Source organism: Paraburkholderia sp. GAS348 (assembly GCF_050434205.1).
In the GTDB taxonomy this organism is placed as follows: domain Bacteria; phylum Pseudomonadota; class Gammaproteobacteria; order Burkholderiales; family Burkholderiaceae; genus Paraburkholderia.
This window is the reverse complement of sequence record NZ_JBNPVT010000007.1, coordinates 157,034-181,365: the sequence shown is the minus strand read 5'-3', so window position 1 is coordinate 181,365 and position 24,332 is coordinate 157,034. Positions and strand designations below refer to the sequence as shown.

The window sequence follows — 24,332 nt, the reverse complement described above, 5'->3', positions numbered from 1 at the left end:
GCTGATGCTTTGGGTAAAGACGTTTCACATCGTTCTGATTGCTTCCTGGTTTGCCGGCCTGTTCTATCTGCCGCGCATCTTCGTCAATCTGGCGATGGAGACGGAACCCGCCGCCACGGCGCGCCTTTTGACGATGGCGCGCAAGCTGTTCCGCTTCATGACGTTTATCGCGGTGCCGGCGCTCGCTTGCGGTCTGTGGCTGTGGCTCGCGATCGGCATCGGACGCGGGCAGGGCTGGATTCACGCGAAGGTCGGCGTGGTGGTGTTGCTGATCATCTACCACGCGTACTGCGGCGTGCTGCTGCGGACGTTCGAGCGTGGCGAGAATCGCCGCTCGGATAAGTGGTATCGGATGTTTAATGAACTGCCCGTGTTGGGGATGCTGGCGGCAGTGGCGTTGGTTGTGATTAAGCCATTTTAATAAATAGGAATTCTCCTATTTATTTTTTCTGATGGGATTTGTTTATCCGCCTGCGCGGTGTTTAACATCGTGCGGGATGCGATTCAATAATCGAATGTTGGGTGGTTGGCATTCATCAAGAAGTGTTGATTTAATTTGGCTGTTTTTGCGCCAATCTCTTCCCGTCAAAGTGCTTCCGTAGTAGGTGATTCGTTCAGGTTATTCTTAATCTGAGCGTGACATCGCTCGTGCACTTGCGCTGAGTCCCTCCGTGTGTCCATTGTCTGCCAGCCATACGCAGTAGACAGCTTCCTGTTCGTGAGTCCTATTTTTGTCAATTTGTCGTAGGTGCATTCCTATCATCACATCAGGATTTAAGAGCTGTCCTATTAATTTGAGAATTGCCCGGTCATATAGTGGTTTCATTCCAGAAGGATTAATGGGATGGCCAAAAAATGCCAATTGCGACGGCCCTATTTTTAATCCTTCTGCTACTCAGTGACGCGCGCAGGACTTCGGTAAGACACCTCCCGCGACATCAAAACCCATAACTGATATTCAGAAGGATGAAATCATGAACAAGTCGTACAAGAGCGTATGGAATGAAAGCACCGGGACGTATGTCGCCGCGTCTGAAGTGACAAGGAGCCGCGGCAAGTCGAGCGTGAGCAAGAAGGCTTTGGTGATCGCCATGTTGGTGACGGGCTCTGGAGCGTCATTGGATGCTACGGCTACCGGTAGGGGGACAGAGCTCGGTGCGTGTGCCAGTACCAGCACCATTGAAGTCTCTGGTATCGCAATTGCAGGCCAGTCCGACACTAGCTGCGCCTCAGCCCAAGGGGCGAACTCGATCGCGATCGGGAATCGCAGCACATCCAGTGGCATTGGTATTGGCACCTCCGTTTCCGGGAAAAAAACGAGTGGTTATTCAGATGGGTACGGTCAGGTTGCAATCGGTTTGAACAGCAGCGCAACCGCGAGCTATGCCGTGGCCTTCGGTCCTAACGTAGTGGCAGGCGGAATTGCCTCGGTCGCACTTGGACAAGGGTCCAATGCGTCCGGCAATTCGTCGTTCGCTGGCGGTGATGCGGCCAATGCATCGGGTCTGGGTGCCATCGCCTTGGGCGCCTTGACTAGCGCCAGTGGCGCCAGCGCTGTTGCCCTTGGCACCTCGTCCGTTGCGAGCGAAGAGAATGCGATGGCACTTGGCGTTTCGACCACTGCCAGCGCCACCGGCGCTGTCGCCCTTGGCGCGAATGCCCTCGCAGACCGCGCCAACACAGTGTCCGTGGGCTCCACGAGCGCGAAACGCCAGATCGTGAACGTCGCAGCAGGTACGCAAGGCACCGATGCAGTGAACTACGCGCAATTGCAGGCAGCCGGCCTGAAAATCGACACGGACGGCAATGCGACGAACTCATTCGTCGCCTACGACGATACGACGAAGGACAAGATCTCGCTCGGCGGCGCATCGGGTACGACGCTCACGGGCGTCAAGGCTGGTGAGGTGTCGGTATCGAGCACGGACGCAGTGAACGGCTCGCAGCTGAACAAGACGAACCTGGACGTGGCGGCGAACGGCGAAGCGATCACGAAGAACACCAACGACATCGCGCAGAACGCGAGTGATATCGAGAAGAACGCAGGCGACATCACGAAGATCGATTCGCGTGTGCAGACGGTTGAAGGCTCGGTGACTGAGATCACGAACCAGATCAACAACGGCGAACTTGGTCTGGTGCAACAGGACCAGACCACGCGCAACCTGACGGTTGGTGCGGCGACGGATGGTATGCAGATCAGCATGGCCGGCACGGCGGGCAACCGGGTGGTGACGGGTGTAGCAGCCGGTGCGCTCAATGCAAAGAGCGGCGATGCGGTGAACGGCTCGCAACTGTTTGCGACGAACGAGACCGTGGAGCAGAACACCAGCAACATTGCAAAGAACGCAGATGACATCGCCCAGAACAGCGACGCGATTGCGCAGAATACCGATGCAATCACGAAGAACGCTGACGCGATCGATAACGTTGCCGCCTCGGTGAGCGACATCACGAAACAGCTCGACAGCGGCGCAGTGGGCCTGGTGCAACAGGATCAGACCACGCGTAACCTGACGGTTGGTGCAGCGACGGACGGTCTGCAGATCAGCATGGCCGGCACGGCGGGCAACCGCGTGGTGACGGGTATTGCAGATGGCACGCTGAGCGAGACGAGCAGCGACGCGGTGAATGGCTCGCAGCTGAACAAGACGAACCTGGACGTGGCGGCGAACGGCGAAGCGCTTACGCAGAACACCAGCGACATCGCAAAGAATACAGGCGACATTGCCCAGAATTCGAGCGACATTGCAAAGAACGCAGACGACATCGCCCAGAATTCGACTGACATTGCAAAGAACGCTGGCGACATCACGAAAATCGATTCGCGGGTGACGAACGTTGAAGGTTCGGTGAGCAACATCACGAACCAGCTCAACAACGGCGAACTGGGCCTGGTGCAACAGGACCAGACCTCACGTGACCTGATGGTTGCGAGCGACAAGGACGGCGCGCACGTCAACTTTGCGGGTACCGCAGGCGCACGTGAACTGCTCGGTGTTGCTGCTGGCACGACGGCTGGCTCCGCGGTCAATCTGGGGCAGTTGAGCCCAGTTGTCGCGTCGCTCGGCGGCGATGCTCAGGTGAATGCGGACGGTTCGATCACCGGCCCGACGTATCACGTCCAGGGCGGCACGCAGAACACGGTCGGCGGTGCACTCGATTCGCTCGACAACGGTCTTTCGTCCCTCCAGACGCAGATTAGCAACGGCAGTATCGGCGTGGTCACGCAAGATCAGACCTCGCGCGACATCCTTGTCGGTGCGGCGACGGACGGCCTGCGAGTCAATATGGCCGGCACGGCGGGTAACCGTGTCGTGACGGGGGTAGCGGCAGGTGCGGTCAATGCGTCAAGCAGCGATGCAGTGAACGGCGAGCAACTGCATGCAAACGCCAAGAGTACGGCAGACGCCTTGGGCGGCGGTTCGACCGTCAATGATGACGGCACGATCTCGATGCCAACGTACAGCATGGGCGGCACGACCGTGAACGGCGTCGGCGCAGCAATCGCAAATGTCGACGGTCGTGTAACGCAGAACACCTCGGACATCGCTAGCCTGCAGACTACCGTCGGCACGATGACCGGCTCGGTGGCGAACGCGGTGTCGTACGACAATGCGGCGCACAACCAGGTGACGTTGGGCGGTTCGGCCAGCGCGCCGAAGGTCAAGCTGACCAACCTGCAGGATGGCGAACTGTCGGCGACCAGCACCGACGCGGTGACCGGCTCGCAGTTGTGGACGACCAACCAGCAATTGTCCGATCTGAACCAGGCGGTGCAAAACCAGCAGTCGACTGGCAGCAGCGCGCTGGCGATCGACACGTCCGGTGCTCCGGCCCCTACGGCGACCGGTAGCGGTGCGATCGCGATGGGTGGTGGTGCGCAGGCGAGCGGCGACAACTCGGCGGCGATTGGCGCGGGCTCCGTGGCCGATCAGGCGAACACCGTATCGGTGGGTTCGCTGGGCAACGAACGCCGTATCACGAACGTCGCTGACGGCCAAGGCCCGACCGACGCCGTGAACATGCGTCAATTCCAGTCGGGCTTGGGCTCGGTCGCGCGTAACGCTTATAGCGGTGTTGCAGCTGCTACCGCGTTGACGATGATTCCGGAAGTCGATCCGGGCAAGACGCTCGCAGTCGGCGTTGCCGGGGGCAGCTACAAGGGCTATCAGGCCGTGGCACTGGGCGCGTCGGCGCGTGTAACCGCGAACCTGAAGGTCAAGGTCGGCGCGGGGATCAGCGCGGCGGATACGACCTACGGCGCAGGCGCGTCGTATCAGTGGTAAGCATTGGGTGATGGTCGCGAAAAGCGCTGCGGTTTGGGTGCTTTTCGTGAACCGATCTTAGGTAGGTGGTTTGAACGGCGGGCTCTTTTCGGGGAGCCCGCCTTTTTTGCGCCTCGGCACATCGATGCCTGGCAAGCGCATTTTCCTCGCATGCACCGCTCGCGGAGGAATGGTCAGGCGCGCAGGGTCACCCGTTATCCGCGGGGATCGATCCTTCGGCGGTTGATCACTTCCTTCGCCTGCGCCAGCTTCTCGACCAGTTCCGGTCCCCGGCTCAGCGCCACCCCTACTGCCAGAATGTCGCCGATCGCCAGATGGGAGACGCGCGAGGTCATCGGCGAAAAGATATCCGTATCTTCATCGACGTTCGCAAACAGACCCACCGTCGCGAGCCGCGCGAGTGGCGAATTGCCGTGCGTGATCGCAATCACCTTCGCGCCGCTTGCCAGCGCCGACTTCGCCGCGTCAACGATATCGCGGGTGCGCCCGGTGTTTGAAATCGCCACCACCACGTCGCCTTCGCCCAGCAGCGCCGCCGACATCAGAAACGTATGCGGATCCGAATACGCAACGCTCGGCATACCGAGGCGAAAGAACTTGTGCTGCACGTCCAGCGCAGCAATACCCGAGCCGCCCGCGCCGTAGAACTCGATGCGCCGCGCCTGCGCAAGCAGCGTGATCGCCGCCGCCACGCTGTCCGACGACAGATTGTTGCGCACCTGGATCAGCGCGCCGATAGTCCGGTCGAGCACCTTCGCTGCGACGCCCGGCGTCGGCTCGTCCGGCCGCACGTCCCGATAGACGGCCGGCACTTCCGCCGCAATGCCCTGCGCCAGACGGATCTTGAACTCGCGAAAGCCTGAAAACCCGAGCGCATGACAGAAGCGCGCGATGGTCGGCTGGCTGACGCCGGCGCGCGCGGCCACCTCGGTCATCGAGAGATCGAGCACCTCGCGCGGCGCTTCGATCACGTAATCGGCCAGCTTGCGCTCGGACGGGCGCAACTGGTCGCGCATCTCTTCCACCTGGGACAGCATCATTGAAAAACTCGCACTATGCTGAAGAATGCATGGACTATATCTGATTGCAAAATAAGGTACAAAAACTACATATATGGCGGTAGGTGTATTCCCTAGGTTTTGATGCCTATACCGCTAAGGTAAAGCCAGTAAGGCGGTACAGCTATTCAAAGATGCGGCGACGCAACGGTAGTCGTGATTGCGATCATGTAGTTTTTCTACTAACATTGCGACGTCGACCGTTTCGACATCCCCGCGATACCTGCCTGGCATAGTGCGCCTACGCCTCACGCCAGCGACGAAGGAGCTCCGATGGTTTCCCCGCATTCGCAATTGTTGAAGGTCACGCAACGCGTGGTCGAGCGCAGCAAGCCCACTCGCGAGGCGTATCTGGCCCGTATCGAGCACGCTCAGGGCAAATTCCCGGCACGCGGCGCGCTCTCGTGCGCCAATCTGGCTCACGGGTTTGCGGGTCTCGAGGGCCACGACAAGCTCGTCATCAAGCAGATCCGCCAGCCGAACATCGGCATCGTGTCCTCGTACAACGAGATGCTGTCCGCGCACGCGCCGTACAAAAACTACCCGGACATCATCAAAGAGGCTGCGCGTGAAAACGGTGGTGTCGCGCAATTCGCCGGCGGCGTGCCGGCCATGTGCGATGGCGTCACGCAAGGCAACGCGGGCATGGAACTGTCGTTGTTCTCGCGTGAAGTGATCGCGATGAGCACAGCAGTCGCCCTCACGCACAACATGTTCGACGCAGCGCTGTGCCTCGGCATTTGCGACAAGATCGTGCCGGGTCTCCTGATCGGCGCGCTGCAATTCGGCCATCTGCCGACGATTTTCGTGCCGGCTGGCCCGATGGGCAGCGGCCTGTCGAACGACGACAAAGCCAAGACCCGTCAGCTCTTCGCCACCGGCCAATGCGGCCGCGACGCGCTGCTCGAAGCGGAAGCCGCCGCGTATCACAGTCACGGCACCTGCACGTTCTACGGCACCGCGAACAGCAACCAGATGCTGATGGAAGTGATGGGCCTGCATCTGCCGAGCTCGGCGTTCGTGCACCCGCATACGCCGCTGCGCGACGCGCTAACCGCGCAGGCCGCGCGCCGCGTGCTCGATCTGACGGTGGATCGCGGCAACTACATGCCGATCGGTCACGTGGTCGACGAGAAAGCGATCGTCAACGGCATCGTCGCATTGCTGGCAACGGGCGGTTCGACCAATCACACGCTGCATCTCGTCGCGATTGCACGGGCGGCCGGCATCGTGATCGATTGGGACGACTTCGACACGCTGTCGCAAGCCGTGCCGCTGCTCGCGAAGATCTATCCGAACGGCAAGGCCGATGTGAACCATTTCCATGCTGCGGGCGGCGTCGCGTTCCTGGTCCGCAATCTGCTGGAAGGAGGCTTGCTGCATGAAGACGTGAACACCGTCGCCGGCAAGGGTCTCCATCACTACACCGAAGAACCGAAGCTGATCGACGGCAAGCTGCAATGGGTGCCGGGTGCGGAAAAGAGCGAAGACACGGCGGTGTTGCGAGGCATCAAGGAACCGTTCCAGCCGGACGGCGGCTTGCGTCTGATGCAGGGCAAGCTCGGTCGCGGCGTGATCAAGATTTCCGCGGTGGCAGCGCAGCATCGCAAGGTGAAGGCGCCGGCCATCGTGTTCGATTCGCAGGAAGCAGTTCAGGAAGCATTCGACAAAGGGGAACTGAAACGCGACTTCATCGCCGTGGTGCGCTTCCAGGGCGCCCGCGCAAATGGCATGCCCGAGTTGCATCGTTTGACGCCGTTGCTCGGTGTGTTGCAGGATCAAGGTTTCCACGTTGCACTGGTTACCGACGGCCGCATGTCCGGCGCGTCGGGCAAGGTGCCGGCGGTGATTCACCTGTCGCCGGAAGCCTTGCTGCAAGGTCCGATCGGCAAAGTCCGCACCGGCGACATGCTAGTGATCGATGCGGACGCGGGCGTGCTCGACATCGAAATCGATGCGGCCGAATGGGCGGCGCGGCCAGAAGCGTTGCCGCAGCATCAGGCGGAAAACGAAGTCGGCTTCGGCCGTGAACTGTTCGGCGTGTTCCGCGCGGCGGCAGCGCCGGCGGAGCAGGGCGCCTCGGTGTTCGGTCCGATGGTGGGCGAGCACGCGGCGCACCACGGCGAGCGGGCCAAAGCACACGCCAAAAAACACACAAGCACCACTCAAGCCAGCTAAACGCTGCAGAAACAAGGAGTCTGACTATGACAGCGAAAACAGTAAGCGATATCGTGCGCCTCGGTCCGGTGATTCCGGTGCTCGCGTTCGACTCGGTCGAGCAGGGTGAGCACGTGTCGCGCGCACTGCACGCGGGTGGCGTGAAGGTGCTGGAAATCACGCTGCGCACTGCAGCCGGCCTGGAAGCGATCGAGCGCGCGAGTCAACTGGCGGAAGACATCGTGGTCGGCGTCGGCACAATCACGAAGCCGGAGCACTGCGCTCAGGCGAAGAAAGCTGGCGCGCAGTTCGGCGTTTCGCCGGGTCTGACGAAAGACATGCACAAGGCAGCGCAGGACGCCGGCTTGCCGCTGCTGCCGGGCGTAATGACACCGACCGACATCATCACCGCGCTGGAACTCGGCTACGAGATCGTGAAGTTCTTCCCGGCGCAGCAAGCCGGCGGTATCCCGATGCTGCAGGCGTTTTACGGCCCGTTCCCAACGCTAAAATTCTGCCCAACCGGCGGTATCACTGCCGAAAGCGCTATCAATTTCCTCGCACAACCGAACGTGGTGTGCGTCGGCGGTTCGTGGCTCACGCCGAAAGCCGCGCTCGCCGCGCAAAACTGGGACGAAGTCACGCGCCTCGCGCGTGCCGCCAGCGAGCTCGTCCCATCTGCTCACTAAGCTGCATCGGCGCACGATACGATAATTCGCTAGCCAGGTCCTACGCAAAGGGGTCTCGTCGAAACAGTCTGTCAGGCTGTCGCGGCGAGGCTCCTTTTCGATATGCGTGCCAGATTCGCGCGCTTTTAGAGACAACAAACAGTAAAATTCGGCGTCCGCGCGGCTTGCCGGGTTTTCAGGCACCGCTTCAGGTCGCAGTGAGACAGGTGCCAGCCGTGTTCCGCACCGACAATCAATAACGCAAAGGAGGCGCTTCATGGAAGCTGTCCACGGCAGCATGCTGCTGGTTTTCGCGGTGATCGCCATCGCACTGCTGATCCTGCTGATCACCCGCTACAAGGTTTATCCGTTCCTCGTCCTGATCATAGTTTCGCTGCTGTTGGGTCTCGTATCCGGCATGCCGATCGGCACGATCGTCAAATCGTTCGAAACCGGTAACGGCAATACGCTCGGCCACATCGCGATCGTGGTCGGCCTCGGCACGATGCTCGGCAAAATGATGGCCGAATCGGGCGGCGCGGAGCGCATCGCCACCACGCTGATCGAGTGGTTCGGTGAGAAGAACATTCATTGGGCGATGATGGTCGTGGCGATCATCGTCGGTTTGCCGGTGTTTTTCGAAGTCGGTTTCGTGCTGCTGATTCCGATCGCGTTCAACGTCGCTAAACGCACCAACAAGTCGCTGCTGCTGGTCGGCTTGCCGATGGTCGCGGGTCTGTCCGTCGTGCACGGTCTGATTCCGCCGCACCCGGCTGCCATGCTCGCGGTGCAGGCGTATCACGCCGACATTGGCAAGACGATTGCGTACGGTCTGATGGTGGGTGTGCCGACGGCGATCGTGGCCGGTCCGCTGTTCGCGCTGCTGATCAGCCGCTACATCAAGCTGCCGAACAACAACCCGCTTGCCGCGCAATTCCTCGGCCATGGTGACGACGCGCAAAATAACGCGAAGAGCGCGGCGCCGAAGCGCGAACTGCCGAGCTTCGGCGTCACGTTGTTCACGGTCCTCTTGCCGGTGATTCTGATGCTGATCGGCAGCTGGGCCGACCTCGTCTCCACGCCGAAGACCTTGCCGAACGATCTGCTGCATTTCGTCGGCAATTCGGACGTGGCACTGTTGATTGCCGTGCTGGTTAGTTTCTGGACCTTCGGTGCGAGCCGCGGCTTCAATCGTGAGCAGATCCAGAAGTTCTGCGGCGAATGTCTCGCACCGATCGCGGGCATCACGCTGATCGTCGGCGCGGGCGGCGGTTTTGGGCGCGTGCTGATGGATAGCGGCATTTCGAAGGAAATCGTCGCCGTCGCGATGGCCATGCACCTGTCGCCGCTGCTGTTCGGCTGGCTGGTGGCCGCGCTGATTCGTCTGGCCACGGGTTCGGCGACGGTCGCCATGACCACCGCTTGCGGCATCGTCGCGCCGATCACCGCCGCCAGCGGCGTGCAGGTCACGCCGGAATTGCTGGTGCTCGCCACGGGTTCGGGTTCGCTGATTTTCTCGCATGTGAACGACGGCGGTTTCTGGCTGATCAAGGAATACTTCGGTATGACGGTGGGGCAGACCTTCAAGACATGGTCGCTCCTCGAAACCATCATTTCACTGATGGGCTTGGGTTTGACTTTCGCGCTCGCGACGGTCGTGTAAGGAGTTTCTGATGATTCTGATCGCAATGGGCGTGTCGGGCGCCGGCAAAACGAAGATTGGCGAAATGCTGGCGGAACGCCTGCACTGCGCGTTCACCGACGGCGATGCATTTCACAGCGCCGCCAACAAGGAGAAAATGCACCACGGCATTCCGCTTACCGACGAAGACCGTTGGCCGTGGCTGCAAACCATCCGTGCGGCGATCGAAGAAAAGCAGAGGGCGGGCGAGAAGGCGGTGTTCACGTGTTCGTCGCTGAAGCGTTCGTATCGCGACGTTCTGCGCGGCGGTAGCAACGGTGATAAGGGCGTGTGCTTCGTCTATCTGAAGGGTTCGTTTGAGGTGCTGCGCGAGCGGTTGACCACGCGTACCGGTCACTTCTTCGATCCATCGCTGCTGCAAAGTCAGCTCGATACGCTCGAAGAGCCGGGCCCGGACGAGGCGATCACGGTGAGCATCGAGTTGTCGCCGGAAGAGATCGTCGAAGAGGTGTTGGTGCAGATCAAGCTTCGGTGAGCTTGTAGCGCTTGGGTCCGAATGAAAAAATGCCGCTCCGAGGAGCGGCATTTTTACGCCTCTGAAGAATACGTACCCAAAGAGGCGATGAGGCGGCGGCGATTGAAGCTTAAGCGATCCGCTTAGCCAGTTCGACTGCCTTGCCGATATACGAACCCGGCGTCATGGCGAGCAAACGATCCTTCGCATCTTGCGGAATCGCGAGACCAGTCACGAAAGTTTGCAGCGCTTCACGCGTGATCCCCTTGCCGCGCGTCAGTTCCTTCAACTGCTCATACGGGTTCTCGATGCCGTAACGGCGCATCACCGTTTGCACCGGCTCGGCCAGCACTTCCCAGCAATTGTCGAGGTCTTCGTTCAGACGCTGCGCATTCACTTCGAGCTTGTCGAGACCACGGATCAGCGAGTCGTACGCGAGCAGCGAGTAGCCGAACGCGACGCCCATATTGCGCAGCACCGTCGAGTCGGTCAGGTCGCGCTGCCAGCGCGAAATCGGCAGCTTGTCGGCGAGGTGGCGCAGCGTGGCGTTGGCCAAGCCCAGGTTGCCTTCCGAGTTTTCGAAGTCGATCGGATTGACCTTGTGCGGCATCGTCGACGAACCGATTTCGCCGGCCTTCGTGCGTTGCTTGAAGTAACCGACCGAGATGTAGCCCCACACGTCGCGATCCAGATCCAGCAGGATCGTGTTGGCGCGTGACACGGCGTCGAACAGTTCGGCCATGTAGTCGTGCGGTTCGATCTGGATCGTGTACGGATTGAACGTGAGCTTCAGGCGCTGTTCGACCACTTCGCGCGAGAACGCTTCCCAGTCGAATTCCGGATACGCGGACAGGTGCGCATTGAAATTGCCGACCGCGCCGTTCATCTTGCCCAGCAGTTCGACCTTCGCGATACGGTCGATCGCGCGTTCCAGACGCGCGGCGACGTTCGCAATTTCCTTGCCGAGCGTGGTCGGGCTGGCCGGCTGGCCGTGCGTGCGCGACAGCATCGGCTGTTCGGCCTGCGCGTGAGCCAGCGCGACGAGGCGCTGATGCACCGAGCGCAGTGCCGGCAGAATGACGTGTTCACGCGCGCCGGCGAGCATCAGGCCGTGCGACGTGTTGTTGATGTCTTCCGACGTGCAGGCGAAGTGGATGAACTCGCTCGCGCGTTCCAGTTCTTCCTGACCCTTGACCGATTCTTTCAGCCAGTACTCGACCGCTTTTACGTCGTGATTCGTCACGCGTTCGATTTCCTTGATGCGCGCGGCGTCGTGCGCGGTGAAGCGCTCGGCCAGTTGCAGCAGGAATTGCTCGGCCGCTGCTGAAAAGCGCGGCACTTCGGCGAAACCGGCGTGCGAGAGCGCGATCAGCCAGTGGATTTCAACCGTCACGCGATTGCGCATGAAAGCGGCTTCCGAGAGCCACTCGCGCAGGGCTTCGGTTTTCGACGCGTAACGGCCGTCGAGCGGGGAGAGCGCGTTCAGCGCGAACAGGGTGTCGGGGCGGGTGTCGGACATGATGGGGGCGTGACGCAAGGGTGAAAACGCGGGGAAACTGCGGGAACCCGGAATTTTACCACCGGACGCTTGGACCCCTGATTCCATCGCGACGCCCGCGGGGCGTTCCGGCGGCACAGAGGAAAAGCTTGATTTTGCCGCTGATGCTCATGGCGGAGCGCCTGATAAGGTGCTGCGTCACCCAACGCAAAATATTGGCTTTCCTGCGGTGAGCCAACCGGCGGAATCCGATTTCTGGCATTTAGCGTTATCGCCAGATTTGCGCGCGGATCGCCAAGGAATCGTTCCGGCCTGTCCGAATCCTTTCTGCCCCAGTTCCGTACTCGCCACGGCTACTTCGAAAACTCGCCGGGCACTTCGGTTATGCGCCGCTGCGGTAGATGGCTCATCCACTCGGTATCGCCGAAGTTGCCGCGATGTACTGCCGGCTGCACCAACGCAGCGTCGTGAAGAGGCGCATCAGTGGGCAGCGTGACGGCCGCATATTCGTCGATGCCGAGCGTTACCGGCGCGAATGACGAGTACCTTCCCGCTGCCGACGGGCGAGCCAACGACCGGTGCGTGATGGCCGCCGGCGCGAGTTTGGGCGAGGCTGTAGACAATACAGCCCTACCTGAGCGCCGCGCACTGCTGACAGTCCGCGAATCGGGGTGGTGGGCTTCGAAGCGCATAACGTGAATCTCGTCACGCATCACGCGGTGCGCGGGGCGCGCTTCAACCCGATGCGGCTGTAAGGTGGCCGGCGCAAGAGTCTGCCCGCTGGTAGGGAACCCGACGTCACGTGGGTGTGCCTGAGCGGGCGTGTGTTTTGCGACATCGGGTAGTTGCGCCGAAGTGGCGTAGGGTTTCGCGTGACGCTGCGGCAAATCGTCGAAGGCGACCCATATCAGGACCGCGGCGGCGCCGATGGCGCAGGCGGCCCTTACCACAACATGGTGAGCAGAACTGCCGGGCACTCGAGCTACATCCGGCGTCATGCGCATGGCGGACGCGTCCGGCAGGACACTTGCGCCAAGCGGCATGGCGTCGTTGAGCGGGGGCGGCACCGCCATAGGCGCAGACGGCGATTCCGGCCACGGGGACGCCCAGTGGCACATCGACCAGATAGTTTCATCATGTAGACAGAACGTCCGCAGAAGCGCGCCTAGTTCAGCGCGCAAGTTGCCCTCGGGGGGCAGCAACGCCCACTCGTTGCCGAAGGGTGGGAGGAACGGGTCGGATGCACGTAACCTGGGCTGGCTGATGCTGCCTTCGATCCGTACGGAAGGGCTGATCGTTGACATGGATTTTTCGCAATGCCTCGCTGTGGAGTCAATAGCCCGGAGACGACAAACCAGTACCAGTAATAGCGATGTGCCACTCAGGTCATCTACGGGGTAATCATCCGGCTGCCGGAAGCAGGCCACTCAATCCCACAAGAAAACCTCGCCTTCGAAACAGATGCTCACTATCGAGCGACCGATGCGTGCCCGGGAAAATAAACTTTTACCGGGATAATTCCAACGGCCGAGCTCAAATCCGTGGTGCGGGAATCGATATGCGCAAAAAAATCGCTTAATAAGCGTGACCTGGCGATGTAACGCCCGAATGGGGATAGGCGGAACCTCCGCAAATCGAACCGATCGCTGCCAGCAAATCTCAAGAATGTTCATTGAATGTCGAACATACGGATCGCGACTTTATTCACTGCACATAGCACATCTACTACGCTGCGCGAAAGCTATTTATGACGACACGCTTGTTTATGCCGAGACGCCCGGAGGGCGGCGTCGAATACCTTCAAAAAAAAGACGCCCGCTACTAACGGGCGCATTAACAATGCTGCGACCCGGGGAGAGGCCGCCATGCACCGAGGAACGACTAAGGACTGTTGCAGGAGTCTAGCTTAATCTCCGTAAAAGGTTGCAGTCAGCTTCCTACGGAAAAAAGGAGGAAATAAGTCGACAACGCTTCACCATGGCTTTAAATATCTTCTTATCGAAGGCGACTGCGCGATATGCGATATACATGATCGCCAGGTAATTTTCGTTAAGCCTTTCAAATTAATAGCATGTTGCGAGGCGCCGTAGAGGTGTAATGCTCGAATACGAAATACCTGTTGCAGAGCGGCTTTAATGGTGTGGCATCGTCAATTAACTATCCGGTTCATTGCCGGCGTAATAATGAAGTATTTGCTGAATCTAACGGCTATGCTTCTATATTTATAAAAAATTGAGTATTGTGTCGGCTCCTGTATTCCAAAAAAATCAAGTAAAGCGAGGAGGTTGTAAATGATGAAAGCTCCCCGGCAGGGTGTAACGGTCTTCCGGTCGGTCATTACCAGCGGTGCACAATTCGAGGAATACATCAACGAAATCGGACGTCCACGGTTCGCAGTCAGCTGTGGAGGCGACGACCCGGGCGGCGCCCAGGCCGGGCCGGATGAATGGCTGTTCGCCGACGATATTGAATGCCTGATGCGGGCATTTCTGGACTGGGATGCGCGTGGTATTCGTATGGAGTTCGATCAGCCGGCAGCCAGTGAAGGGGAGGGCGCCGCGAACTGGATGGTCGTGGGATTGCCTGTCCACTTCAACGATGCGACGGCGAATCTCAACTGCGGGCTACTCGGCGAGATGTGCAGGGTCATGGGTGCTGACGGCGCCCGCCGGGCCTTTCTCGAATCGGTGTTCAACGACGCATGGACGTACGATTTCGTCGCGTTGCGGGCGAACCGCTACGACAGTTTCATCGAGCAATGGAAGTCGGATGACGACAAGAATGCCCGGCCCGATCACTATCGGGCGTTGAAGCATTTTGGAGTTATCAGCGATGCCGGCGAACTGGGCATTGGCTGTCGGCCATTGCAGTATTGGGTGTATATCGGTGTGGCGAGTGGCAGCCTGACGGCTCAACAACTCGAAGATTCCGGCTTGGACCGCGAAGGGCTGATCGGCCAGGCATGCGTGATCAATGGACTCGGTGAGGTTGAGCGTATTGGGAACCATCGCGTCATGGAAGGGGGCGAGGCCTAGTGCGTCTCTTGCACCCGGCCTGTTGCCGGCACACGGTCGTCGCATGTCGCCGTGGGGCAAGAACGGAGGTTAATGGCCGCGGTATGCATCGCGACACCGATCTAGAATGCTGACTTCCTCCCTCCCGCTGGCAGCAGGCTTCGCATGGAACTGAAATGGCTCGAAGACTTCGTTTCGCTCGCGGAAACGCGTAGTTTCAGCCGCTCGGCCGAATCGCGTCACGTCACGCAGCCGGCGTTTTCGCGGCGGATTCAGGCACTGGAAGCGTGGTTGGGCACGGAATTGATCGATCGTTCGGTTTACCCGACGCGGTTGACGGCGGCAGGCCAGGTGTTCTACGAGCAGGCGCTGGCGATGCTGTCGCAGTTCCACGAGGCGCGTGCCCTGCTGCGCGGGCACACGGCGACGCCGCAGGCGACCATCGAGTTCGCGGTCCCGCACACGCTGTCACTGACGTATTTCCCGCGCTGGCTGCAGCGCATCGAAGCGCAAATGGGCCCGATTCACACCCGGCTGCGGGCGTTGAACGTGCACGATGCGGCCTTGGCGCTGGTGGAAGGCGGCTGCGATCTGATGATGGGCTATCACCATCCGAGCCATCCAATCGCGCTTGACCCGGCGCGCTACGACATGCTGACGCTCGGCAACGAGCCGATCAGCCCGTTCTCGGCGCCGGGCCGCGCCGGCCGTGCCCGGCACACGCTGCCGGGCACGGCCGAAACGCCCACGCCCTATCTGACCTACACGCCGAACGCGTACCTCGGGCGCATGACCGAAGTGATCCTCGCTAATGCGCAAGAGCGCCTGTATCTCGACCGCTTGTACGAAACCGACATGGCCGAGGGGCTCAAAGCGATGGCGTTGGCCGGCCACGGCATCGCCTTTCTGCCCCACAGCGCCGTGGAAGACGCGGTTGCCGACGGCAAGCTGATCCGCCTCGATCGCGCAACGCGTGGCACGCCCGAGGGGCAGCTCACGCTGACCATGGAGATTCGCCTCTATCGCGACAAGCTGGCCGCGAAAGGCGACGATGCGCGGCAGATACTCGTGCGGCAGTTATGGGACGTGGTGTCGGAGGAGTTGGCGCAAGGCGCAAGCGCTGCCTGAAAACCTGCGTCCCCACGACGCGAATTTGCGGCTTCTCAACGGTTATGCAAAAAAAACATAATCGGATAAGGAAACGGCATTGGATTTCAAAACGGCGTTTTTCGACAATGCTGTCACTCGATCAACGCCGGAGCGTTCATGTCATCCCAGCAACAAGCAGCACAATCCGCATCAACGTTGCAGTCGGTTCCTTCCTACCTGAATAAAGACGACCTCGGCCCGTGGGGCAACTACCTGCGTCAGGTCGACCGCGTCGCGCCGTACCTCGGCTCACTGTCCCGCTGGCTTGAAACCCTGAAGCGCCCGAAGCGCATTCTGATCGTCGATGTGCCTATCGAACTCGATAACGGCACAGTTGCGCACTTCGAAGGCTATCGCGTGCAGCACAATGTGTCGCGCGGTCCGGGTAAGGGCGGCGTGCGCTATCACCAGGACGTGACGCTGTCGGAAGTGATGGCGCTGTCGGCGTGGATGTCGGTGAAGAACGCTGCTGTGAACGTGCCGTACGGCGGCGCGAAGGGTGGTATTCGTGTCGACCCGCGCACCTTGTCGCGTGGCGAGCTGGAGCGCGTGACGCGCCGCTACACCAGCGAAATCGGCATCATCATCGGGCCGAATACCGACATCCCCGCGCCGGACGTGAACACGAACGAGCAGATCATGGCGTGGATGATGGACACGTACTCGATGAACCAGGGCCAAACGGCCACGGGCGTCGTGACGGGCAAGCCGATCACGCTGGGCGGTTCGCTGGGCCGCCGTGAAGCGACGGGCCGCGGCGTGTTCGTGGTCGCCTCCGAAGCCGCACGCCGCATTGGTGTCGACATCGAAGGCGCACGTATCGCCGTGCAGGGCTTCGGTAACGTGGGCGGCATCGCTGCGCGTCTGTTCCAGGAAGCGGGCTCGAAGCTGGTCGCGGTGCAGGATCACACCGGCACGCTGTACAAGTCGACCGGTATCGATGCGGTCGCGCTGCTGGATTACGTGGCGAAGCACGGTGGCGTGGGCGGTTTCCCGGAAGCCGATGCGATCGCGAGCGAAGAATTCTGGAACGTCGAATCCGACATCCTGATTCCGGCTGCGCTCGAAAACCAGATCACCGAAAAGAACGCCGGCAAGATCAAGACCAAGATCGTCGTGGAAGGCGCCAACGGCCCGACCACCACGGCAGCGGACGACATTCTGCACGACCGCGGCATCCTCGTGATTCCGGACGTGGTGGCGAATGCCGGCGGCGTGACGGTGTCGTACTTCGAATGGGTGCAGGACTTCTCGAGCTTCTTCTGGACCGAAGACGAGATCAACCAGCGTCTCGAGCGCGTGATGCGTGAAGCGTTTGCCGCAGTGTGGCAGGTGTCGAGCGAACAGAAGGTGTCCGTGCGGACCGCGGCGTTTATCGTCGCATGTAAGCGGATCCTGGAAGCGCGCGAATTGCGCGGTCTGTATCCCTGATCTGATTGCGTGAAACGGCGGGTCCGCTACCTCGCGGGCCTTTCCGATCCTTGCTTCGACGCGGTTCAAAAGACCGCGTGTTCGACCCGGCGGGCGGCATCGATACGATGCCGCCCGCCTTTGTATGTCCGGAAAGGTTGACCGACCCGGAAGCGCCGTATAAAACGACAATACGCGTAGCGGCGCGCGCCCCGGAGGAAGTCCCCTCGGGAGCACGCAACAAACATGGTTTATAGCGATACTTTCAGAATAATTACTTTGCTAAACTGGCGCCGGTTCTTGCCAAGGAGATCACACATGAAGGTTAAAAAAGCTGCGCTGCTGCTCGCGACTCTCGGACTGTTTACGGTTGGCGCGCATGCGCAAGACGCCGGTACGCTGAAAAAGATCAAGGACACAGGCGTGATTTCGCTGGGTCATCGCGAATCGTCGATCCCGTTTTCGTACTACGACGACAAGCAGAATGTCATCGGCTATTCGCAGGAATTCGCGCTGAAGGTCGTTGAGGCGGTCAAGCAGAAGCTGAACATGCCTAACCTGAAGGTCAAGCTGACGCCGGTCACATCGCAAAACCGTATTCCGCTGGTGCAGAACGGCACCGTCGACATGGAATGCGGCTCGACCACCAATAACGCCGAGCGCCAGCAACAGGCTGCGTTCTCGAACACGATCTTCGTGATCGGCACGCGTTTGATGACCAAGAAGGATTCCGGCGTCAAGGATTGGGCCGACCTGAAGGGCAAGACGGTCGTCACGACCGCCGGCACCACATCCGAGCGTATCCTGCGCAAGATGAACCAGGACAAGAGCATGGGCATGAACATCATCAGCGCGAAAGACCACGGTGAGTCGTTCCTGACGCTCTCCACCGGCCGCGCCGCTGCGTTCATGATGGACGACGCACTGCTGGCAGGCGAACGCGCCAAGTCGAACAACCCGGGCGACTTCGTGATCGTCGGCACGCCGCAATCGCATGAAGCGTACGGCTGCATGATTCGCAAGAACGATCCGGAATTCAAGAAGGTCGTCGACGAAGCAATCGCCAAGGTCGAAACCTCGGGCGAAGCCGATCAGATCTACAAGAAATGGTTCGAATCGCCGATTCCGCCGAAGGGCCTGAACCTGAACTTCCCGGAAAGCGATGACATGAAGGCGCTCTTCAAGAGCCCGAATGACAAGGCAATCGATTAAACCTCAGCTGTTCTTTTGAAACGCTGAACGAGACGGAAGGGGCCACGCGCTTCTTCCGTTTCTTTTTGCTGGAGTCTTGGTCATGTCATATCACTGGAACTGGGGCATTCTGCTGAGTCCGGTCTCCACCGGCGAGCCGACTACCTATCTCGGCTGGCTAATGTCCGGCTTCTGGGTGACGATTACCGTGTCGCTTTCGGCATGGGTGATCGCGCTGATCGTCGGTTCGCTTTTTGGTGTGCTGCGCACGGTGCCGAATAAATGGGCGTCGGGTATCGGCACGCTCTATGTCGCAATCTTCCGCAACATCCCGCTAATCGTGCAGTTCTTCATCTGGTATCTGGTGATACCGGAGTTGCTGCCGGTGTCGATCGGGACCTGGTACAAGCAACTGCCGCCGAGTGCGCAGTTCTTCTCGTCGTCGATCATTTGTCTCGGGCTCTTCACCGCTGCGCGCGTGTGCGAGCAGGTGCGCTCGGGCATCAACGCGTTGCCGCGCGGCCAACGCGCCGCGGGCCTGGCAATGGGTTTCACGCAATGGCAGACGTATCGCTACGTGCTGCTGCCGGTCGCGTACCGGATCATCGTGCCGCCGCTTACGTCCGAGTTTCTGAACATCTTCAAGAACTCGGCGGTCGCGTCGACCATCGGTCTGCTGGATCTGTCAGCTCAAGCCCGGCAACTGGTCGACTACACGTCGCAGACGTATGAGTCGTTCATCGCGGTCACGCTGGCGTATGTGCTGATCAATCTGATCGTGATGCAACTGATGCGCTGGGTCGAACACAAGACCCGGTTGCCCGGCTATATCGGAGGTAAGTGATGCATCATTTCGACTGGAGCGGTATTCCGGGCGCACTGCCTACGCTGTGGACCGGCGCTATCGTCACCATCAAGATCACGCTGATTGCGATCGTGATCGGCATCGTCTGGGGCACCCTTCTCGCGATCATGCGACTCTCGCCGATCAAGCCGTTCGAATGGTTCGCGAAGGCTTACGTCACGGTTTTCCGTTCGATCCCGCTGGTGATGGTGCTGTTGTGGTTCTTCCTGATCGTGCCGCAGGTGCTGCAGAACGTGCTGGGCTTGTCGCCGGATATCGACATCCGGCTGGCTTCGGCAATGGTCGCTTTCTCGCTGTTCGAGGCTGCGTACTATTCGGAGATCATCCGCGCCGGCATTCAGGCGGTGCCGCGCGGGCAGGTCAATGCCGCGTTTGCGCTCGGCATGAGCTACCCGCAGGCGATGCGCCTCATCGTGCTGCCGCAGGCGTTCCGCGCGATGGTGCCGCTGCTGCTTACGCAAGGTATCGTGCTGTTTCAGGATACGTCGCTCGTCTACGTGATCAGCCTTGCCGACTTCTTCCGCACCGCCACGAATATTGGCGACCGTGACGGTACGAATGTCGAAATGGTACTGTTCGCGGGCGCGTGTTATTTCGTGATCTGCGTGATCGCGTCGAGCCTCGTCAAAGGTCTTCAGAAAAAGGTCGCAAGATGATCTCTATCAAGAATGTTTCGAAGTGGTACGGTCAGTTTCAAGTGCTGACCGACTGCACGACGGAAGTCAAAAAAGGTGAAGTGGTAGTGGTGTGCGGGCCGTCGGGCTCGGGCAAGTCCACGCTGATCAAAACCGTTAACGGCCTCGAGCCGTTCCAGAAGGGCGAGATCGTCATCAACGGCCAATCGCTGACCGACAAGAAAACCAATCTGTCGAAGCTGCGTGCGAAGGTCGGCATGGTGTTTCAGCACTTCGAACTGTTTCCGCATCTGTCGATCGTGCAGAACCTGACGCTTGCGCAGATCAAGGTGCTCGGCCGTTCGAAGGACGAGGCCACGACCAAGGGCTACAAGCTGCTTGATCGCGTTGGTCTGCGTGCGCATGCGGATAAGTTTCCGGGGCAACTGTCGGGCGGTCAGCAGCAGCGTGTGGCGATTGCGCGCGCACTGTCGATGGACCCGATCGCCATGCTGTTCGACGAGCCGACTTCCGCGCTCGATCCGGAAATGATCAACGAAGTGCTCGACGTGATGGTCGAACTCGCGCAGGAAGGCATGACGATGATGTGCGTCACGCACGAAATGGGCTTTGCCAAGAAGGTCGCGCACCGCGTGATTTTCATGGACAAGGGCTTGATCGTGGAAGACGACAAGAAGGAAGACTTCTTCGCGAATCCGAAGTCGGATCGCGCGAAGGATTTTCTGGCGAAGATCCTGCACTGAGGTTGTTCTTGAGCCGCGCTGACTGGTTGGCGTGACCCATGCAAAAAAGCCGCTTCTTTGAACTGCACCCAAAAGGCTGGACAGTTCAAAGAAGCGGCTTTTTTATTTCTGACGTTCTGACGTTCTGACGTTCTGACGTTGGGGCCTTTGCGACGGCGGCCGCCGTTCAGGCGTTCTTCAGTTGGCGAATGCTGGTAGGTGCGGGTTCCAGCCATTCGGGCGTTAGCGAACGCACGCGCAGATCAGGATTCGAAAGCGGCGGCGTCGTCCGCGGCTTCGAGATCGACCTCGGCAGTGGCCACCGCCTCAATCGAAGCCGCAATCGTAGTTGCCGAAGCCGAGGCGTCCAACGCCGGATTGCGCAGCTTCTCCAGCACCGAAGCCGGCACGGGCACGTTGACTCGGTCGATCACTTCACCGTGCTGGAACATCATCAGATCGCCCGGTTCGAAAGCGGTCCACACTTCGTTATCAGTGAGCGGTTTGGTCGCGATCACGGCGACGCGGTCTTCCGGCGTCGTGTACTTGGCGAAATCGATCGACACGTCCGCATCGACCAGATGCGCGGTCGAGAACGGCCAGCGCCGTACGATGTAGTGCAGATGCGTCGAGCAGTGCGCGAACAGCGCCTGGCCGTTCGACATCAGAAAATTGAATACGCCGAACTGCGTGATCTCGCGCGTGAGGGTCTCGAGTGCGGCGAACAGTTCGCCGAGCGGCGGCTGCGTGCCCGGGAAAGCTTTGCGCAAACCTTGCAGCAACGCGCAGAACGCGAGTTCGCTGTCGGTCGTGCCGACCGGTTGATAGACGCCGTTAAGCGCCGGCGAATAATCTTTCAGGTCGCCGTTGTGCGCGAAGATCCAGTGGCGCCCCCACAGTTCGCGCATGAACGGATGGCAGTTCTCGAGCAGGATGTGCCCTTGCGTCGCCTTGCGGATATGCGCGATCGTGTTCTTCGATTTGATCGGGTAGCGCTTGACCATCTCGGCGATCGGCGAGGTGGCCGACGATTGATGGTCGATGAACAGGCGGCAGGCTTTGTCTTCGAAGAAGGCGATGCCCCAGCCGTCCGCGTGGTGATCGGTGACGCCGCCGCGCGCCGCAAAGCCGGTGAACGAGAACGTGACGTCCGTCGGCGCGGCGCAGTTCATTCCGAGAAGTTGGCACATGTTGCGGGTAAGCCTGTGAACGGGGCGAGCCGTTACAATGATGATTTTCCAAGCATATCACCGAGCCAGAAGCGCCAAACAGCAAAATTGACGTGTGTTTAGGCTCTAGCGTTGCGAATTGCTGTGATTTGTACCGCTTTGAGCATGCCGATTGGCTTTTTTGCCGCCGAATCTCGTTCCCCTCTCGCCATGACCGCTTCCAACGCCTCCCTCGATTCGATCGACACCATCGACACTGTTATGATCGCCCGCCCGGACGACTGGCACCTGCACGTTCGCGACGGCGAGATGCTCGCTGCCGTATTGCCGGATACCGCGCGCCAGTTCGGTCGCGCGATCATCATGCCTAACCTGAAACCGCCGGTCACCACGACCGCAATGGCGCAGGCGTATCGCGAGCGCGTCGTCGCCGCGATCCCGGCCGGGGCGAAGTTCGAACCGCTGATGACGCTGTACCTGACCGACAACACGCCGCCCGACGAAATCCGCCGCGCGCGCGAAAGCGGCTTCGTGCATGGCGTGAAGCTGTACCCGGCGGGTGCGACGACCAACTCGGACGCGGGCGTCACCGACATCATGAAGTGCGCCAAAACGCTCGAAGTGATGCAGGAAACCGGCATGCCGTTGCTGGTGCACGGGGAAGTGACGGATTCGTCGATCGACCTGTTCGACCGCGAGAAGGTGTTTATCGACCGCGTGATGACGCCGTTGCGGCGCGAATTTCCGGCGCTGAAGGTGGTGTTCGAGCACATCACCACGAAGGATGCCGTCGACTACATCCGTGAAGCCGGCGTGGAGCCGGGGCTGCTGGGTGCGACGATCACCGCGCATCATCTGCTGTACAACCGCAACGCGATTTTCCAGGGCGGCATTCGCCCGCATTATTACTGCCTGCCGGTGTTGAAGCGCGAGACGCATCGCGTGGCGCTGGTCGAGGCGGCGACCTCGGGTAATCCGCGCTTCTTCCTCGGCACGGATAGCGCGCCGCATCCGAAGGGTCTGAAGGAACACGCGTGCGGCTGTGCGGGTTGCTACACGGCACTGCATGCGCTCGAACTCTATACGGAAGCATTCGACAAGGCCGGCGCGCTGGACAAGCTCGAAGGCTTCGCTAGCTTCTTCGGTGCGGATTTCTACGGTCTGCCGCGTAGCGAGGAGAAGGTCACGCTGCGTCGCGAAGAATGGACGTTGCCGGCTGAATTGCCGGTCGGCGACACGCCTGTTGTGCCGCTGCGTGGCGGTGAGTCGATTGGTTGGCGCCTCGTCTGAGGTTGCGTTAGATGCAGGTGCAAGAGGCGGTGCGCGTGGACTTCGGTTTCGCCGATATCGACTGGTCGAAGCCGTGGTTCGCGCAGTTCGCGGCGCGCGGCGAGCGCTGGCAGCGGGGCGCGCTAACGAGCTACGCCGCCTTGCTCGCAGAAATGAATGCCGATGCCGGCGAGATGCGGCAGGTGACAGGGCGCGGCCAGCGCCTCGCGTTCATTGCGCAGGACGAGCTGCCGCCGGGTGCGGCTTACGAGGCGCACATCGCGTCGACGGGCTGCGTGCCGACGCGCCACAACCTGCATGATTTTTTCAACGGGTCGATGTGGTTTGCGTTTCCGCGTATCAAGGCGGCGCTGAACGCGCGACAGTCTGCGGCGATCGACGTGTTAGGCGTCGGCCCGACCCGCGGCGGCGTGCGCGATGCGCTGACCTTGTTCGACGAAAACGCGTTGCTGTTCGCCTGTGCCGATCCGGCGTTGAGCGCGGCATTGCGCGGGTTCGACTGGCAGACGCTGCTGATTGCTCATCGTGATGTCTGGGGCGCGCGCTGCGAAGTGCGTTGCTTCGGTCACGCGCTGCTGGAAAAGCTGATTGCCCCGTTCAAGGCCTGCACGGGCCACGCATGGATCGTCGACGTGCCGTCCGAATATTTCGGCTGGGACGCCGCCGCGCGCGACAAATGCCTCGACGAGTCTGTCAGCACGGCACTTCTGAGCACCGAGGCATTGACGAGCCGCATGTTTGCGCCGCTGCCGGTGCTGGGGATTCCGGGCTGGTGGGCGGAGAACGAATACGCCGCGTTTTACGATGACACGTCCGTCTTTCGCGCCGGGCGGCGTTCGCGCTAATGGCCCGCAGTGCATATGCCCCGGTTCAAGCGGCTTGGGCGTTTGCCGCGCGTAGAGTCGGGGCGAAGGGGCGAAGGGGCGAAGGGGCGAAGGGGCGAAGGGTCGAAGGGTCGAAGGGTCGAAGGGTCGAAGGGTCGAAGGGTCGAAGGGTCGAAGGGTCGAAGGGGCGATCCGGTTTGAGCGGGATAGCGGCGCCATCCGGCCGTTCCAGCCGTC

At 60.5% G+C, this 24,332-nt stretch carries 19 protein-coding genes and 1 pseudogene; 16 read left to right on the top strand and 4 right to left on the bottom strand.

The window, feature by feature from the left end; all coding sequences use genetic code 11:
• The first annotated feature begins 4 nt into the window (after positions 1–4).
• From P3T22_RS14980 to P3T22_RS14970, 3 genes and pseudogenes are all read left to right on the top strand, one after another.
• The gene (locus tag P3T22_RS14980; protein ID WP_429325340.1) at positions 5–421 is read left to right on the top strand and encodes a CopD family protein; all 417 of its coding nucleotides are present in this window, start codon (positions 5–7) and stop codon (positions 419–421) included.
• Between the two features lie 553 nt (positions 422–974).
• A pseudogene (locus tag P3T22_RS14975) lies at positions 975–1,085 on the top strand (ESPR domain-containing protein); the annotation flags it as partial.
• A gap of 6 nt (positions 1,086–1,091) precedes the next feature.
• The gene (locus tag P3T22_RS14970; RefSeq protein ID WP_429325395.1) at positions 1,092–4,289 is read left to right on the top strand and encodes a YadA-like family protein; all 3,198 of its coding nucleotides are present in this window, start codon (positions 1,092–1,094) and stop codon (positions 4,287–4,289) included.
• A gap of 194 nt (positions 4,290–4,483) precedes the next feature.
• Here the strand turns inward: P3T22_RS14970 and P3T22_RS14965 are convergent, their stop codons facing one another.
• A complete protein-coding gene (locus tag P3T22_RS14965; RefSeq protein WP_429325339.1) occupies positions 4,484–5,329 on the bottom strand; it encodes a MurR/RpiR family transcriptional regulator in 846 nt (281 codons plus the stop codon).
• Between the two features lie 291 nt (positions 5,330–5,620).
• On the opposite strand from P3T22_RS14965, the gene edd reads away from it, so the two are divergent.
• The 4 genes from edd to P3T22_RS14945 all read left to right on the top strand — a co-directional run bounded on the left by edd (position 5,621) and on the right by P3T22_RS14945 (position 10,349).
• Positions 5,621–7,525, top strand: coding sequence for a phosphogluconate dehydratase (gene edd / locus P3T22_RS14960; protein WP_429325338.1), 1,905 nt, complete (start codon positions 5,621–5,623; stop codon positions 7,523–7,525).
• A gap of 26 nt (positions 7,526–7,551) precedes the next feature.
• Positions 7,552–8,193, top strand: a complete 642-nt coding sequence (gene eda / locus P3T22_RS14955) for a bifunctional 4-hydroxy-2-oxoglutarate aldolase/2-dehydro-3-deoxy-phosphogluconate aldolase (protein WP_063497331.1) — start codon at positions 7,552–7,554, stop codon at positions 8,191–8,193.
• A 256-nt stretch (positions 8,194–8,449) separates the two neighbouring features.
• On the top strand, positions 8,450–9,835 hold the full coding sequence (locus P3T22_RS14950) for a gluconate:H+ symporter (protein WP_063497330.1): 1,386 nt from the start codon (positions 8,450–8,452) through the stop codon (positions 9,833–9,835).
• 10 nt (positions 9,836–9,845) lie between these two features.
• Positions 9,846–10,349, top strand: coding sequence for a gluconokinase (locus tag P3T22_RS14945; RefSeq protein ID WP_429325337.1), 504 nt, complete (start codon positions 9,846–9,848; stop codon positions 10,347–10,349).
• 109 nt (positions 10,350–10,458) lie between these two features.
• On the opposite strand, the gene purB is transcribed toward P3T22_RS14945, so the two are convergent.
• Entirely contained in the window at positions 10,459–11,847 is a 1,389-nt protein-coding gene (gene purB / locus P3T22_RS14940; RefSeq protein WP_063497328.1) for an adenylosuccinate lyase, read from the bottom strand.
• Positions 11,848–12,179: 332 nt separating this feature from the next.
• Positions 12,180–13,130: a hypothetical protein gene (locus P3T22_RS14935; RefSeq protein ID WP_429325336.1), complete on the bottom strand. Its 951-nt coding sequence runs from the start codon at positions 13,128–13,130 to the stop codon at positions 12,180–12,182.
• A 987-nt stretch (positions 13,131–14,117) separates the two neighbouring features.
• On the opposite strand from P3T22_RS14935, the gene P3T22_RS14930 reads away from it, so the two are divergent.
• The 7 genes from P3T22_RS14930 (at position 14,118) to P3T22_RS14900 (ending at position 20,833) form a co-directional block, all read left to right on the top strand.
• On the top strand, positions 14,118–14,861 hold the full coding sequence (locus tag P3T22_RS14930) for a hypothetical protein (protein ID WP_063497325.1): 744 nt from the start codon (positions 14,118–14,120) through the stop codon (positions 14,859–14,861).
• 144 nt (positions 14,862–15,005) lie between these two features.
• Positions 15,006–15,968 (top strand): LysR family transcriptional regulator, encoded by a 963-nt coding sequence (locus P3T22_RS14925; RefSeq protein ID WP_063497324.1) that lies wholly within the window; start codon positions 15,006–15,008, stop codon positions 15,966–15,968.
• Positions 15,969–16,106: 138 nt separating this feature from the next.
• Positions 16,107–17,420, top strand: a complete 1,314-nt coding sequence (locus P3T22_RS14920; protein ID WP_063497323.1) for a Glu/Leu/Phe/Val family dehydrogenase — start codon at positions 16,107–16,109, stop codon at positions 17,418–17,420.
• 297 nt (positions 17,421–17,717) lie between these two features.
• Positions 17,718–18,611, top strand: coding sequence for a glutamate/aspartate ABC transporter substrate-binding protein (locus tag P3T22_RS14915; protein WP_063497322.1), 894 nt, complete (start codon positions 17,718–17,720; stop codon positions 18,609–18,611).
• Between the two features lie 82 nt (positions 18,612–18,693).
• Positions 18,694–19,434: an amino acid ABC transporter permease gene (locus tag P3T22_RS14910; RefSeq protein WP_063497321.1), complete on the top strand. Its 741-nt coding sequence runs from the start codon at positions 18,694–18,696 to the stop codon at positions 19,432–19,434.
• Entirely contained in the window at positions 19,434–20,111 is a 678-nt protein-coding gene (gene gltK, locus P3T22_RS14905) for a glutamate/aspartate ABC transporter permease GltK (protein ID WP_054034499.1), read from the top strand. The genes P3T22_RS14910 and gltK overlap by 1 nt, the downstream gene beginning before the upstream one ends.
• Positions 20,108–20,833: an amino acid ABC transporter ATP-binding protein gene (locus P3T22_RS14900; protein ID WP_063497320.1), complete on the top strand. Its 726-nt coding sequence runs from the start codon at positions 20,108–20,110 to the stop codon at positions 20,831–20,833. Before gltK ends, P3T22_RS14900 begins: the two co-directional genes overlap by 4 nt.
• A gap of 242 nt (positions 20,834–21,075) precedes the next feature.
• Here P3T22_RS14900 and P3T22_RS14895 read toward each other — a convergent pair whose 3' ends face one another.
• Positions 21,076–22,002, bottom strand: coding sequence for a class II glutamine amidotransferase (locus P3T22_RS14895; RefSeq protein WP_429325335.1), 927 nt, complete (start codon positions 22,000–22,002; stop codon positions 21,076–21,078).
• 189 nt (positions 22,003–22,191) lie between these two features.
• Here P3T22_RS14895 and pyrC point away from each other — a divergent pair, with 189 nt between their 5' ends.
• On the top strand, positions 22,192–23,271 hold the full coding sequence (gene pyrC, locus P3T22_RS14890) for a dihydroorotase (protein WP_429325334.1): 1,080 nt from the start codon (positions 22,192–22,194) through the stop codon (positions 23,269–23,271).
• Between the two features lie 11 nt (positions 23,272–23,282).
• The gene (locus P3T22_RS14885; protein ID WP_429325333.1) at positions 23,283–24,116 is read left to right on the top strand and encodes a DUF3025 domain-containing protein; all 834 of its coding nucleotides are present in this window, start codon (positions 23,283–23,285) and stop codon (positions 24,114–24,116) included.
• Positions 24,117–24,332: the final 216 nt, after the last annotated feature.

Excerpts from the sequence above, each read along its gene's own strand:
- P3T22_RS14980 (WP_429325340.1), top strand. The coding sequence starts at position 5 with ATGCTTTGGGTAAAGACGTTTCACATCGTTCTGATTGCTTCCTGGTTT.
- P3T22_RS14970 (WP_429325395.1), top strand. The coding sequence starts at position 1,092 with ATGTTGGTGACGGGCTCTGGAGCGTCATTGGATGCTACGGCTACCGGT.
- P3T22_RS14965 (WP_429325339.1), bottom strand. The coding sequence starts at position 5,329 with ATGATGCTGTCCCAGGTGGAAGAGATGCGCGACCAGTTGCGCCCGTCC.
- edd (WP_429325338.1), top strand. The coding sequence starts at position 5,621 with ATGGTTTCCCCGCATTCGCAATTGTTGAAGGTCACGCAACGCGTGGTC.
- eda (WP_063497331.1), top strand. The coding sequence starts at position 7,552 with ATGACAGCGAAAACAGTAAGCGATATCGTGCGCCTCGGTCCGGTGATT.
- P3T22_RS14950 (WP_063497330.1), top strand. The coding sequence starts at position 8,450 with ATGGAAGCTGTCCACGGCAGCATGCTGCTGGTTTTCGCGGTGATCGCC.
- P3T22_RS14945 (WP_429325337.1), top strand. The coding sequence starts at position 9,846 with ATGATTCTGATCGCAATGGGCGTGTCGGGCGCCGGCAAAACGAAGATT.
- purB (WP_063497328.1), bottom strand. The coding sequence starts at position 11,847 with ATGTCCGACACCCGCCCCGACACCCTGTTCGCGCTGAACGCGCTCTCC.
- P3T22_RS14935 (WP_429325336.1), bottom strand. The coding sequence starts at position 13,130 with ATGTCAACGATCAGCCCTTCCGTACGGATCGAAGGCAGCATCAGCCAG.
- P3T22_RS14930 (WP_063497325.1), top strand. The coding sequence starts at position 14,118 with ATGATGAAAGCTCCCCGGCAGGGTGTAACGGTCTTCCGGTCGGTCATT.
- P3T22_RS14925 (WP_063497324.1), top strand. The coding sequence starts at position 15,006 with ATGGAACTGAAATGGCTCGAAGACTTCGTTTCGCTCGCGGAAACGCGT.
- P3T22_RS14920 (WP_063497323.1), top strand. The coding sequence starts at position 16,107 with ATGTCATCCCAGCAACAAGCAGCACAATCCGCATCAACGTTGCAGTCG.
- P3T22_RS14915 (WP_063497322.1), top strand. The coding sequence starts at position 17,718 with ATGAAGGTTAAAAAAGCTGCGCTGCTGCTCGCGACTCTCGGACTGTTT.
- P3T22_RS14910 (WP_063497321.1), top strand. The coding sequence starts at position 18,694 with ATGTCATATCACTGGAACTGGGGCATTCTGCTGAGTCCGGTCTCCACC.
- gltK (WP_054034499.1), top strand. The coding sequence starts at position 19,434 with ATGCATCATTTCGACTGGAGCGGTATTCCGGGCGCACTGCCTACGCTG.
- P3T22_RS14900 (WP_063497320.1), top strand. The coding sequence starts at position 20,108 with ATGATCTCTATCAAGAATGTTTCGAAGTGGTACGGTCAGTTTCAAGTG.
- P3T22_RS14895 (WP_429325335.1), bottom strand. The coding sequence starts at position 22,002 with ATGTGCCAACTTCTCGGAATGAACTGCGCCGCGCCGACGGACGTCACG.
- pyrC (WP_429325334.1), top strand. The coding sequence starts at position 22,192 with ATGACCGCTTCCAACGCCTCCCTCGATTCGATCGACACCATCGACACT.
- P3T22_RS14885 (WP_429325333.1), top strand. The coding sequence starts at position 23,283 with ATGCAGGTGCAAGAGGCGGTGCGCGTGGACTTCGGTTTCGCCGATATC.